The sequence below is a fragment of the Pseudescherichia sp. AS216 genome (assembly GCF_037152055.1).
GTDB lineage: Bacteria > Pseudomonadota > Gammaproteobacteria > Enterobacterales > Enterobacteriaceae > Pseudescherichia.
Genome location: NZ_JBBCMV010000005.1, coordinates 1 through 12,508 on the forward strand (window position 1 = coordinate 1; position 12,508 = coordinate 12,508).

Below are 12,508 nucleotides of genomic sequence, written 5' to 3' on the forward strand. Positions count from 1 at the left end.
CCCCTCTTTGGTCTTGCGACGTTATGCGGTATTAGCTACCGTTTCCAGTAGTTATCCCCCTCCATCAGGCAGTTTCCCAGACATTACTCACCCGTCCGCCACTCGTCACCCGAGGAGCAAGCTCCTCTGTGCTACCGTTCGACTTGCATGTGTTAGGCCTGCCGCCAGCGTTCAATCTGAGCCATGATCAAACTCTTCAATTTAAGTTTGATGCTCTTAGAATTAAACTTCGTAATGAATTACGTATGTTCACTCCAGAGACTTGGTATTCATTTAGCGTCTTGCGACGTTTAAGAATCCATGTCTTCGAGTGCCCACACAGATTGTCTGATAAATTGTTAAAGAGCAGTGCAACGCGGCTTTCGCTCACCGTTGCGAGGTCCCGTATAATACGTTTTCCTCTTTCAGAGTCAACCCTCAATTTCAGAATTTTTTCTCTTCAACCGGACCGGCTGTTTCCGTGAAGTGATTCACGTTTGCCGTTTCGATGGAGGCGCATTATAGGGAGTTATTCGGCGCTGACAAGCGGAAAAATACAATTTTATTTCAACCGCTCATCTTTTCGTCATAACGACTACTTTTGCTGCTTTTTAATCGCTGCAGGCAGCTCCGCAAGGCTATTAAGCACCCAATCTGCTGCATTTTCCCCCTCAGGGGTCACCGGTTTGCCGGAACGCACTAATACTTTATGGCCGACGCCAGCCGCTGCCGCTGCCTGCATATCCTCTACTTTATCGCCCACCATATAAGAGGCGGCCATGTCGATATGCAAAAAGTCGCTTGCAGAGATCAGCATGCCCGGATGCGGCTTACGGCAGTCGCACACCTGGCGATACTCTTCCACGGTGCCCTGAGGGTGATGAGGGCAGTAGTAGATGCCGTCCAGATCGACGCCGCGATCCGCCAGCGACCAGTCCATCCATTCGGTCAGGGTCTCAAACTGCGCTTCGGTAAACTTGCCCCGTGCAATGCCGGACTGATTAGTTACCAGCACCAGCGCGAAGCCCATCGCTTTTAATTCACGCATGGCATCTATTACGCCATCGATAAACTCAAAATCGTCAATCTCGTGGACGTAACCATGATCGACGTTAATCGTGCCATCACGATCGAGAAAAATTGCGGGTACTGATTGTGCCACCGGCTTACTCCTGGAAAAGACGTGTCACGCTAGTATCTCATGTTTCACGCGGCAAGAAAGTGCTCATGAGAGCGAGTTACATTGAATTAGACGTCTGGATGCCTTACCATCCGCTTTGTTTACGGTCACTGCCCGTATCTGGCAGAACAAAATGCCACGGCTAACTCTTACGATAAAAATATTCTAATGATTAAACTTTCGAATATCACCAAAGTGTTCCAGCAGGGGAACCGCACCATTCAGGCGCTGAACAATGTCAGCCTGCATGTCCCTGCCGGGCAAATTTATGGCGTCATCGGCGCATCGGGTGCTGGTAAAAGTACGCTGATTCGCTGCGTCAATCTGCTTGAGCGCCCAACGCAGGGCAGCGTTCAGGTGGGCGGCGAAGAGCTGACGACGCTGTCGGAAGCGCAGCTTACCCGCGCACGCCGTCAGATTGGCATGATTTTCCAGCACTTCAACCTGCTGGCTTCCCGTACGGTTTACGGCAACGTGGCGCTGCCGCTGGAGCTGGACAACACCCCGGCGGCCGAAATCAAGCGTCGCGTGAGCGAACTGCTGGACCTGGTCGGCCTTGCCGATAAGCACGACAGCTATCCGGCTAACCTCTCCGGCGGTCAGAAGCAGCGCGTGGCCATTGCCCGTGCGCTGGCAAGCAATCCGAAAGTGCTGCTCTGCGATGAAGCCACCAGCGCGCTGGATCCAGCGACCACCCGCTCTATTCTGGAGCTGCTGAAAGACATTAACCGTCGTCTCGGCTTAACCATTCTTCTTATTACCCATGAGATGGATGTCGTGAAGCGTATCTGTGACTGCGTGGCGGTGATCAGCAACGGTGAGCTGATCGAACAGGATACGGTCAGCGAAGTGTTCTCCCATCCAAAGACGCCGCTGGCGCAGCAGTTTATTCAGTCCACGCTGCATCTGGATATTCCGGAAGATTACCAGCAGCGCCTGAAGGCCGAGGCAGAGGCCGACAGCGTGCCGATGCTGCGCATGGAGTTTACCGGTCAGTCGGTAGACGCGCCGCTGCTCTCCGAGACCGCGCGTCGGTTCAACGTCAATAACAACATTATCAGTGCGCAGATGGATTACGCCGGCGGCGTGAAGTTCGGCATTATGCTGACCGAAATGCACGGCTCGCAGCAGGATACCCAGGCCGCCATCGCCTGGCTGCAGGAACATCATGTAAAAGTAGAGGTACTGGGTTATGTCTGAGCCAATGATGTGGTTACTGGCGCGTGGCGTCTGGGAGACGCTGGCGATGACCTTTGTCTCCGGCTTCTTTGGGTTTGTGATTGGCCTGCCGGTGGGCGTGCTGCTGTACGTGACCCGTCCGGGGCAGATCGTTGAGAACGCCAAGCTCTATCGCACCCTCTCTGCGCTGGTGAATATCTTCCGCTCCATTCCGTTTATTATCCTGCTGGTATGGATGATCCCCTTCACCCGCGTGATTGTCGGCACCTCCATCGGTTTGCAGGCGGCGATAGTCCCCCTGACCGTGGGCGCTGCGCCCTTTATTGCCCGTATGGTGGAAAACGCGCTGTTGGAGATCCCGACCGGCCTGATTGAAGCTTCCCGTGCCATGGGCGCGACGCCGATGCAGATCGTGCGCAAGGTGCTGCTGCCTGAAGCCATGCCGGGACTGGTTAACGCGGCCACCATCACGTTAATCACCCTGGTGGGCTACTCCGCCATGGGCGGCGCGGTTGGCGCAGGCGGTCTGGGCCAGATCGGCTATCAGTATGGGTATATCGGCTATAACGCCACCGTAATGAACACGGTGCTGATATTATTAGTCGTGCTGGTTTATCTGATTCAGTTCTCTGGCGATCGTATCGTCCGGGCAGTGACGCATAAATAGCGTTGTACACAACACAATCGACTCAGTGAGTTAAGGAAATAGCATGGTGTTCAAATTTAAGACCTTTGCGGCGGCGGGTGCGCTAATTGGTGCTCTGGCATTGGTAGGCTGCGGCCAGGATGAAAAAGATCCGAACCATATTAAAGTCGGCGTTATCGTCGGTGCTGAGCAGCAGGTTGCTGAAGTAGCTGCGAAAGTGGCAAAAGACAAATATGGCCTCGACGTTGAACTGGTGACCTTCAACGACTACGTACTGCCAAACGAAGCGCTGAGCAAGGGCGATATCGATGCTAACGCTTTCCAGCATAAACCGTATCTGGATCAGCAGATCAAAGATCGCGGCTATAAGCTGGTTTCCGCAGGCAACACCTTTGTCTACCCTATCGCGGGCTACTCCAAGAAGATCAAAGCCCTGAGCGAACTGCAGGATGGCGCGCAGATTGCGGTTCCGAACGATCCGACCAACCTTGGCCGCTCTCTGCTGCTGCTGCAAAAACAGGGTCTGATCAAACTGAAAGATGGCGTTGGCCTGCTGCCGTCCATTCTGGACGTGACCGAGAACCCGAAAAACCTCAAGATTGTTGAGCTGGAAGCACCGCAGCTGCCGCGTTCGCTGGACGACGCGCAGATTGCCCTGGCGGTGATCAACACCACCTACGCCAGCCAGATCAACCTGACCCCGGCGAAAGACGGTATCTTCGTTGAAGACAAAGACTCCCCGTACGTGAACATGATCGTGACCCGTGAAGACAACAAAGACGCGGAAAACGTGAAGAAATTCGTGCAGGCCTACCAGTCTGACGAAGTTGACCAGGCGGCGAACAAGGTCTTTAACGGCGGCGCGGTTAAAGGCTGGTAATCTCTCCTCGGTATAATATCATTCAGGGCGGGCGCAAGCCCGCCTTGTCATTTATGCAGGCAACTGGTTCAATAACTGACAATTTGATTATTCATTGAGGAAATACTATGCGTGCTTTACCGATCTGTTTACTGGCACTCATGCTCAGCGGCTGCTCCATGCTAAGCAGATCTCCCGTCGAACCCGTTCAAAGCAACGCAGCAACGCCGCCGAAAGCAGAGCCAGTGAAAGCGAAGGTGTCTCCTCCGGCCCCGGTCAGGGTCATCACCAATCCGGAAGAGCTGATTGGCAAAACGTTCCGCGATCTGGGTGAGGTCTCCGGTGACTCCTGCCAGGCGAGCAACCAGGACTCTCCGCCGAATATCCCGACCGCCCGCAAGCGTATGCAGATCAACGCGGCCAAAATGAAAGCCAATGCGGTACTTCAGCACAGCTGCGAAGTGACCAGCGGCACGCCGGGCTGCTATCGCCAGGCCGTGTGCATCGGATCGGCGCTTAACGTTTCGGCGAAATGAGCACCTTTCAGTTTGCGCAGATAGGCGTTATTCGCTCCCCCTATAAAGAGAAGTTTGCCGTTCCGCGTCAGCCGGGGCTGGTGAAAAGCGGCGGCGGTGAGCTTCATCTCATCGCCCCCTATAATCAGGCCGATGCGGTGCGCGGGCTGGAGGCGTTTAGCCACCTCTGGCTGCTGTTTATTTTTCATCAAACGATGGAAGGCGGCTGGCGGCCCACGGTGCGCCCTCCCCGGCTCGGCGGCAACGCCAGAATGGGGGTGTTTGCCACCCGCTCGACCTTTCGCCCGAATCCCATCGGTATGTCGCTGGTGGAACTAAAAGGCATCCGCTGCCAGGGTGAGCAGGTGATCCTTGATCTGGGTAGCCTCGATCTGGTGGACGGCACGCCGGTGGTGGATATTAAACCCTACCTGCCCTTTGCCGAAGCGCTGCCAGAGGCCAAAGCCAGCTACGCCCAGCAGGCTCCGCAGGCCACTATGCCGGTGGGCTTTACCCCCGAGCTTGCAGAGCGCCTGCCGCAGCTGGAGAAGCGCTATCCGCATCTCCGACAGTTTATCGTTGAGGTGCTGGCGCAGGATCCTCGCCCCGCCTATCGCCAGCAGGAAGAGGCAGGCAAGGAGTATGCCGTCTGGCTGCTCGATTTTAACGTCCGCTGGCGGGTGACCGACGCGGGCTTTGAGGTCTTTGCACTGGAAGCGCGGTAAATTCTGCCCGCTCTCTTTTGACATAGCTGTCTCGCTGGTAAACTGAATCACTTTTTTTGTGTCAGGCCCGCTTTGGGCCTGTGCCCATCGTCCAAATGGAATCGTAATAACATGCGTACTAGCCAATATCTGCTCTCCACACTGAAGGAGACACCAGCCGACGCCGAAGTGATCAGCCATCAGCTGATGCTCCGCGCCGGGTTGATCCGCAAGCTGGCCTCCGGGTTATACACCTGGCTGCCGACCGGCGTGCGCGTTCTGAAAAAAGTCGAAAACATCGTGCGTGAAGAGATGAACAACGCCGGTGCGATCGAGGTGTTAATGCCGGTGGTTCAGCCCGCTGACCTGTGGCAGGAGAGCGGTCGCTGGGAGCAGTACGGTCCGGAGCTGCTGCGCATTGCCGATCGCGGCGAGCGCCCATTTGTTCTCGGCCCGACGCATGAAGAGGTCATCACCGATCTGATCCGCAACGAGCTGAGCTCCTACAAGCAGCTGCCGCTGAACTTCTATCAGATCCAGACCAAATTCCGTGACGAAGTACGCCCGCGTTTTGGCGTGATGCGCTCCCGTGAGTTCCTGATGAAAGATGCCTACTCTTTCCATACCTCTCAGGAATCGCTGCAGATCACTTACGATGCGATGTACGCCGCCTACAGCAAAATCTTCAGCCGCATGGATCTCGACTTCCGTGCCGTGCAGGCGGATACCGGCTCTATCGGTGGCAATGCCTCGCACGAGTTCCAGGTACTGGCCCAGAGCGGTGAAGATGATGTGATCTTCTCCGACACCTCTGACTACGCGGCCAACATCGAGTTTGCCGAAGCGCTTGCACCGAAAGAAGCGCGCGCGGCGGCCACTCAGGAGATGACCCTGGTCGATACGCCGAACGCGAAAACCATCGCCGAGCTGGTGGAGCAGTTTAATCTGCCGATCGAGAAGACCGTTAAGACCCTGCTGGTGAAAGCGGTAGAGGGCGGCGCTTACCCGCTGGTGGCCCTGCTGGTACGTGGCGATCACGAGCTGAACGAAGTAAAGGCTGAGAAGCTTCCCCAGGTTGCCAGCCCGCTGACCTTCGCCACCGAAGCTGAGATCCGCGCTATCGTCAACGCCGGTCCAGGCTCCCTCGGCCCGGTGAACATGCCGATCCCGGTGGTTATCGACCGTACCGTTGCTGCGATGAGCGACTTCTCTGCTGGCGCGAACGTCGACGGCAAGCACTACTTCGGCATTAACTGGGATCGCGACGTCGCTACCCCTGAAGTGGCTGACATCCGTAACGTGGTTGCTGGCGACCCAAGCCCGGACGGCCAGGGTACCCTGATGATCAAGCGCGGTATCGAAGTAGGACATATCTTCCAGCTGGGCACCAAGTACTCTGAAGCGTTGAAAGCGTCAGTCCAGGGCGAAGATGGCCGTAACCAGATCCTGACCATGGGCTGCTACGGTATCGGCGTGACGCGCGTAGTAGCGGCGGCCATTGAGCAGAACCACGACGATCGCGGGATCGTCTGGCCGGACGCGATTGCACCGTTCCAGGTTGCCATTCTGCCGATGAACATGCACAAATCTTTCCGCGTACAGGAGCTGGCCGAGAAGCTTTACGCTGAGCTGAACGCGCAGGGGATTGAGGTGCTGATGGACGATCGTAAAGAGCGTCCGGGCGTGATGTTTGCTGATATGGAGCTGATTGGTATTCCGCACACTATCGTGATCGGCGACCGCAACCTCGACAGCGACGAGATCGAATACAAATACCGTCGTAACGGCGAGAAGCAGATGATTAAAACCGGCGACATTCTCAACTATCTGGTTAAAGCCATCAAAGGCTAAACCCTGCTCTGCCCGGCGGCGCTGTCTGCCGGGCTTGCTTCCCCTACTCTCCGCCGCGCACCTTGCCGCGCATCGCTTTTACCGACGACTTTTGCGACTTGGTTGCCAGACGCCGCTCTTTCGACGCCCGCGTCGGGCGCGTAGGACGACGGCTCTTCTGCTCCACCATCAGCTCCTGAATCAACGACACCAGACGGGCCAGCGCCGCTTCGCGGTTCATCTCCTGGCTGCGGTACTCCTGGGCCTTGATCACCACCATGCCATCGCTGGTAATGAGATGGTGGCTGGCCGCCAGCAGGCGCTCTTTGTACGCCTCCGGCAGGCTGGAGGCTTTGATATCGAAGCGCAGGTGGATCGCCGTAGAGGTTTTATTCACGTGCTGTCCACCCGCGCCCTGGGCGCGAATGGCGGTTAGCTCGATCTCGCTTTCGGGAATAGCGACGCTGCGTGAAATCGCGATCATGCTGCGCTCTGCCAGGTTGTCAGATGGATCTCCACGTTGTTTTCCGCATCCGAGAGCCAGATTGCGCCATCCTGAATAGTGGCCTGAAGCACCATGGTGCGGGAGGCAAAGGCGCTGAGCTGGGCCAGCTGCTCATCATCAAGATACCAGATGCTCAGGTTACTGAATCCAGACAGCTTGTTCTGATTCTGCTGCCACCAGACCTGTGCCGCCCGGCTGTTGTAGGTAAAGAGGGCCACCTCTTTTGACTGGGAGCAGGCTTTCTTGATGCGTCGCTCTTCCGGCAGCCCCAGCTCAATCCACAGATCGATCCCCATGTGATCGTTGCGCAGCCAGGCTTCCGGCTCATCTTCCGCGCTAAGCCCACGGCTAAACTGCAACCGCTCGTTGGCAAATTTTATCCACGCCAGCAGGCGCAGCATCATGCGCTCCTGGGTTTCAGAAGGGTGGCGCGCCAGGGTGAGGGTGGCATCAAGAAACTGGTTGCGGTCCAGATCGGCCACGTTCACCGTCGCTTTATAAATGGTTGCTTTCAATGCCATGTTGTCGCTCCTTCGCAAAATAGCGCCTATTGTAGCAAACATTCAGTCCGCTGATATTGCCGGAATGAGTATGGTATAGTCAGCTTGCGAAACAGAGTTTATCTTCGTAGGCTTAAACTTACATCCCACGGTGAAGTCAGTACACTGACAGGAGGGCATGTGGACAATTATTGTGAGTTAATACGCAAGCGGTATGCGGAGATTGCCAGCGGAGACTTAGGGTATATCCCGGATGCGCTGGGCTGCGTGTTAAAAGCGCTCAATGAAGTGGCATCGGACGATGTGCTTCCTGAGCCCGTCAGGGAAAAGGCAGCCTATGCTGCCGCGAACTTACTGGTGAGCGATTATGTCAATGAATGAAACGTATCAACCTATCAACTGCGATGACTATGACAACCTTGAACTCGCCTGCCAGCATCATCTGTTACTGACGCTGACGCTGAAAGATGGCGAAGAGCTCAAAGGCAAAGCCAGCGATTTAGTCTCGCGTAAGAACGTTGAGTACCTGCTCGTCGATGCAGCAGGTGAAACGCGTGAACTCCGTCTCGACAAAATTGCCAGCTTTAGCCACCCGGATATCGGCACCGTTGTGGTGAGCGAATCCTGATCCTGTTCCAGCGGGCAGCATGCTGCCCGTTATTTCCGCCACGTAAGCCGTAACCCGTCACTCCTCTCCGCCAGCCCTGCCTGCGTCACAAACTGCCCTGCCGCCGCGATTGGCGTTTCGCCATAAAACAGGATGGGCGTGGTATCCCGCAGCCAGGGGGCGACCCCGAGCTCCTGCCACACTTTTTTCAGCTTGCGCCCGCCGTGGCGTCCTGCAATGTAGAGCATCCCTGCCGCATGAAAGCGCACCGTCACCGGCTCATCTGGCTGCGGCGGGCGAATATCGCCCCCCGGCACCAGCGCCAGCTCTCCCAGCCCGGCGGGGAGTGTCAGTGGCGCCAGGGTCGCGGGCCAGCAAATCACGGTTTGCCGCTGGCTGGGGGTGCTTTTCACCCACCAAAGCTGGCCCTGAAAACGACGGATCTCATGGGATCCCAGCACCAGACGCGGGGATGCATCTTCCCGGGCCATGATCGCCTCTTGCCAGATGCGGGTCAGCAGATCCCGCGACGGCATTGGCGCACCCAGGCCGCTCAACCAGCGGCGAAGAAGCGCCGCCCGGCGATTGGCGCTCATGGTCATCAAGGGCGCAACGGTTAATGCGCCTTCCACGCTGACCAGGCCCGCCAGCTCGTCTGCCAGCAGCTCGTCCAGAAGCTGCTCCTGCTCACCGCACAGCGCCGCGCTACGCGCTGCCGCGTTGGCAAAGTGCGGCCAGCGCTGCTTCAGCAGGGGCAGAACCTCCAGGCGGATAAAGTTGCGATCGTAGCTGGCGTCCTGATTACTCTCATCTTCGATCCAGCTTAGCCGATGGGCACAGGCCCACTGCTCCAGCGTCTCTCGGGTTTCATTGAGCAGCGGGCGCAGCAGCTGGGTGCCGTAGAAGGGCAGCTCGGCCGGCATGGCCGCCAGCCCCGCCGGACCGCTACCCCGTTTCAGGGCCAGCAGCAGCGTTTCGCACTGGTCATCCTGATGCTGGGCGGTAAGCAGCGCCTCTCCCGGCAGCAGCGCCTCGGCAAAGGCCTGATAGCGCGCCTTACGCGCCTGGCCTTCAATCCCTAAACCGTCCGCCGCCAGCGTCACATGGACTACGCTCAGAGGCACATCCCAGCGGCTGCAAACCTGCTGGCAGTGCGCCACCCAGGCATCGGCGTTTGAGCTAAGCCCATGATGAACGTGGATCGCCCGCAGGGAAACGTCAGGCTGCTGCATGCGCCACTGCACCAGCTGGTGCAGCAGAACGGTGGAATCCAGCCCGCCGCTAAACGCTACCAGAAAACGGCGGCGGGCGTGCAGGCTCTGCATAAGCGTTGAAGGCGTCATTCCTGCTGGTACAGCTCCAGCGGCAGACCGTCGGGATCGCTAAAGAAGGTGAAGCGCTTGCCGGTAAAGGGATCGATACGCACCGGCTCGCACTCAACGCCGTGCTGTTGCAGGTGCGTCATCGCCCGCTCTACGTCGTCCACGCTGAAAGCCAGATGGCGCAGGCCGCAGGCCTCAGGGCGGCTGGGGCGCGCGGGCGGGAAAGGAAAGGAGAAAAGCTCAATCACATACTCGCCGTTCAGCGCCAGATCGCCCTTCCATGAGTCCCGCTCTTCACGATAGGCTTCGCTCTGCAGCGTAAAGCCTAAGATGTCGCAGTAAAACGCTTTGCTCTTTGCATAATCCGTCGCAATGATCGCGATGTGATGAACCTTTTTTAAACCAAGCATAACCCCTCCTTTTTTCATGCCAACGTTACGACGCTGCGCATCCCTGCGCAAGAGGGTCAGGCCTGTTTTAAGACCCTTACCCGGTAAACGCCGTCCTCATCGCGCTTCGCACCGTGGATATCCGTTTCAAAACCAGGATAGTGGCGGCCGATGGCGCAGAGCATCAGCAGAAAATCGAGCACCGCCCGACTACGCTCGGTGATCATCTCCCCTGGCATCAGCAGCGGGACCCCCGGCGGATACGGCAGGATCATATTGGCAGAGACTCTTCCCACCAGCGCCTCGAGCTCGACGGTCTCCACCTCGCCTTTGACCTGGAGCTGCCACGCCTGGTGCGGGGTCATGATCATATGCGGCAGCACGTCAAAGGCCTGGAGCATCAGGCGCGGCAGCTCGTGCTGGCAGATCAGCTTGTGGATCCCCTGGGCCAGATCCTGAATGCGCATGTTGCGGTAGAAGTCGGGATCCTCCGCGTAGAGGTCCGGCAGCATGTTCTTCACCCGCAGGTTGAGATCGTAGGCGCGTTTAAACTCCATCAGACCGCGCAGCAGCCCCATCGCCCGGGTTTTATCGATGCCGATACTGAACAGGAACAGCAGGTTGTAGGGGCCGGTCTTCTCTACCACCACGCCGCGCTCGTCGAGGAATTTCGCCACCAGCGCGGCGGGAATGCCCTCCTCACCCATGTTGCCCTGCTCGTCCATGCCCGGTGTCAGAATAGTCACCTTGACCGGATCGAGGAACATATGGTCGTCATCCGCCTCGCGGAAGCCGTGCCACGCCTCACCGGGAGCAACCGGCCAGCAGTCAGCCTCTTCAATATCCTCCGGCTGCCAGATATCGAAGAACCAGCCCTCCGCCTCGTCTTTCAGTCGCTGCACCTCTTTGCGGAAGTGGAGCGCGCGCTCGACGGAGCGGTTGATTAGCCGCCGACCCGGATTACCCCGCAGCATCGCCGCGGCCGTCTCGATAGAGGCCACCAGCGGATAGCTGGGCGAGGTGGTGGTATGCATCATATAGGCTTCGTTAAAGGTCTCTTCGTCATATTCGCCTTTGACGTGGATCAGCGATGCCTGGGAGAACGCGGCCAGCATCTTGTGCGTCGACTGGGTTTCAAAGAAGACTTTGCCCGGCACGCGATCGCCGCTCATGCCGCTCTTGCCTTCATAGATAGGGTGGAAGTTGGTGTAGGGAACCCATGCCGAATCGAAGTGAATCGACGGCACATCCAGGGTCTCTTTGATCCAGTTGGTGTTGTAGAGCAGCCCGTCATAGGTAGAGTTGGTGATCACCGCGTGCACCGGCCAGCTGGCTCCGTGCGTTGCCGCCACCTTCTCTGTAATGCTCTCATGGCTAAACTCGCGGCGGGGAATGCCACCTAAAATACCCAGCGCGTTGCGTCCCGGTTTGAGCCAGATCGGTACCACGTCGCTCATCATCAGCAGGTGGGCCAGCGACTTGTGGCAGTTGCGATCGATAAGCAGCGTGCTGCCGTCAGGCGCGGCATACATGCCCACAATCTTATTGGAGGTCGAGGTGCCGTTGGTCACCATGTAGCTCTGCTCTGCGCCAAAGGTGCGGGCGATATACTCTTCGGCCTCCAGGTGTGGGCCGGTATGATCGAGCAGGGATCCCAGCTCGGTCACGGAGATCGAGACGTCGGCCTTGAGGGTATTGCCGCCGAAAAAGTCATAAAACAGGCAGCCTACCGGGCTTTTCTGGTAGGCGGTGCCGGCCATGTGCCCGGGAGTACAGAAGGTATACTTGCCCTCTTTCACATAGGTGAACAGCGAGCGGGTAAAAGGCGGCGTGATCTGGTCCAGATACTCGTTAGTATACTGGCGGATACGCGTCGAAATGCTGTCGGCTACGCCCAGGGCGTACTCAAAAAACCAGAGCGCCATACGCATATCGTGGGCGCTGACGTCCATCGTGGAGTGGGTATTGATAAAGGCGTAGAGTGGTAGATACTCGTTGAGCTGGTTGATGTCGCTGCACAGATCCAGGCCATGCTGGTCCCAGTCAAAGATGACGCCGCAGATGCGCGGGTTGTGTTCGATGAGTTTTAACAGGTCGTTGCTGCTGGTGGGGTAGATGAGCTGGAAACCCTGCTGCTCCAGCGCAAGGTGAAGCTCTTTGAGGGGCTCGTCTTTATAAAAAACGCCCTGCTGCCCCATGATGGCGATGATATTCAATGCTTACCTCCGTGCGAATTCACAGGTAAGCATAGTTGAGGCGAGCGGGTTTTGTAGGCCGGGCACGCGTGAGCGCC

General features: G+C 57.5%; 14 protein-coding genes and 1 rRNA gene. 8 read left to right on the top strand and 7 right to left on the bottom strand.

What is annotated here, in order from left to right; genetic code table 11:
* Both WFN61_RS14995 and gmhB read right to left on the bottom strand, forming a co-directional pair.
* A 16S ribosomal RNA gene (locus WFN61_RS14995) occupies window positions 1-203 on the bottom strand; the annotation flags it as partial.
* A gap of 371 nt (window positions 204-574) precedes the next feature.
* Complete coding sequence (gene gmhB / locus WFN61_RS15000) at window positions 575-1,141, bottom strand: D-glycero-beta-D-manno-heptose 1,7-bisphosphate 7-phosphatase (protein ID WP_144819357.1); 567 nt, start codon at window positions 1,139-1,141, stop codon at window positions 575-577.
* Window positions 1,142-1,327: 186 nt separating this feature from the next.
* Here gmhB and metN point away from each other — a divergent pair, with 186 nt between their 5' ends.
* From metN to proS, 6 genes are all read left to right on the top strand, one after another.
* Window positions 1,328-2,359, top strand: a complete 1,032-nt coding sequence (gene metN / locus WFN61_RS15005) for a methionine ABC transporter ATP-binding protein MetN (protein ID WP_312235266.1) — start codon at window positions 1,328-1,330, stop codon at window positions 2,357-2,359.
* Entirely contained in the window at window positions 2,352-3,005 is a 654-nt protein-coding gene (locus WFN61_RS15010; RefSeq protein ID WP_042390667.1) for a methionine ABC transporter permease MetI, read from the top strand. The genes metN and WFN61_RS15010 overlap by 8 nt, the downstream gene beginning before the upstream one ends.
* Before the next feature lie 43 nt (window positions 3,006-3,048).
* On the top strand, window positions 3,049-3,864 hold the full coding sequence (locus tag WFN61_RS15015; protein WP_144819359.1) for a MetQ/NlpA family lipoprotein: 816 nt from the start codon (window positions 3,049-3,051) through the stop codon (window positions 3,862-3,864).
* Between the two features lie 107 nt (window positions 3,865-3,971).
* Window positions 3,972-4,379, top strand: coding sequence for an Rcs stress response system protein RcsF (rcsF, locus tag WFN61_RS15020; protein ID WP_103820625.1), 408 nt, complete (start codon window positions 3,972-3,974; stop codon window positions 4,377-4,379).
* Window positions 4,376-5,083 (top strand): tRNA (N6-threonylcarbamoyladenosine(37)-N6)-methyltransferase TrmO, encoded by a 708-nt coding sequence (tsaA, locus tag WFN61_RS15025; RefSeq protein WP_144819361.1) that lies wholly within the window; start codon window positions 4,376-4,378, stop codon window positions 5,081-5,083. The genes rcsF and tsaA overlap by 4 nt, the downstream gene beginning before the upstream one ends.
* Before the next feature lie 111 nt (window positions 5,084-5,194).
* Window positions 5,195-6,913 carry a proline--tRNA ligase gene (gene proS / locus WFN61_RS15030; RefSeq protein ID WP_144819362.1) on the top strand — a complete coding sequence of 573 codons (1,719 nt, stop codon included), beginning with the start codon at window positions 5,195-5,197 and terminating at the stop codon, window positions 6,911-6,913.
* Between the two features lie 43 nt (window positions 6,914-6,956).
* On the opposite strand, the gene arfB is transcribed toward proS, so the two are convergent.
* Both arfB and WFN61_RS15040 read right to left on the bottom strand, forming a co-directional pair.
* Window positions 6,957-7,376, bottom strand: coding sequence for an alternative ribosome rescue aminoacyl-tRNA hydrolase ArfB (gene arfB, locus WFN61_RS15035; protein WP_337038893.1), 420 nt, complete (start codon window positions 7,374-7,376; stop codon window positions 6,957-6,959).
* Complete coding sequence (locus WFN61_RS15040; RefSeq protein ID WP_144819364.1) at window positions 7,373-7,918, bottom strand: YaeQ family protein; 546 nt, start codon at window positions 7,916-7,918, stop codon at window positions 7,373-7,375. The genes arfB and WFN61_RS15040 overlap by 4 nt, the downstream gene beginning before the upstream one ends.
* 159 nt (window positions 7,919-8,077) lie before the next feature.
* Between WFN61_RS15040 and WFN61_RS15045 the strand changes: the two genes are divergently transcribed.
* Together WFN61_RS15045 and rof are read left to right on the top strand one after the other, a co-directional pair.
* Window positions 8,078-8,278 (top strand): YaeP family protein, encoded by a 201-nt coding sequence (locus WFN61_RS15045; RefSeq protein ID WP_144819365.1) that lies wholly within the window; start codon window positions 8,078-8,080, stop codon window positions 8,276-8,278.
* Window positions 8,265-8,525, top strand: a complete 261-nt coding sequence (rof, locus tag WFN61_RS15050) for a Rho-binding antiterminator (protein ID WP_141092967.1) — start codon at window positions 8,265-8,267, stop codon at window positions 8,523-8,525. Before WFN61_RS15045 ends, rof begins: the two co-directional genes overlap by 14 nt.
* 29 nt (window positions 8,526-8,554) lie before the next feature.
* Here the strand turns inward: rof and tilS are convergent, their stop codons facing one another.
* The 3 genes from tilS to WFN61_RS15065 are packed head-to-tail and all read right to left on the bottom strand — an operon-like array spanning window position 8,555 to window position 12,431.
* Window positions 8,555-9,847, bottom strand: a complete 1,293-nt coding sequence (gene tilS / locus WFN61_RS15055; protein ID WP_436880901.1) for a tRNA lysidine(34) synthetase TilS — start codon at window positions 9,845-9,847, stop codon at window positions 8,555-8,557.
* Window positions 9,844-10,236, bottom strand: a complete 393-nt coding sequence (locus WFN61_RS15060) for a VOC family protein (protein ID WP_144819367.1) — start codon at window positions 10,234-10,236, stop codon at window positions 9,844-9,846. Before WFN61_RS15060 ends, tilS begins: the two co-directional genes overlap by 4 nt.
* 56 nt (window positions 10,237-10,292) lie before the next feature.
* Window positions 10,293-12,431 (bottom strand): lysine decarboxylase LdcC, encoded by a 2,139-nt coding sequence (locus WFN61_RS15065; protein WP_144819368.1) that lies wholly within the window; start codon window positions 12,429-12,431, stop codon window positions 10,293-10,295.
* Window positions 12,432-12,508 lie beyond the last annotated feature (77 nt).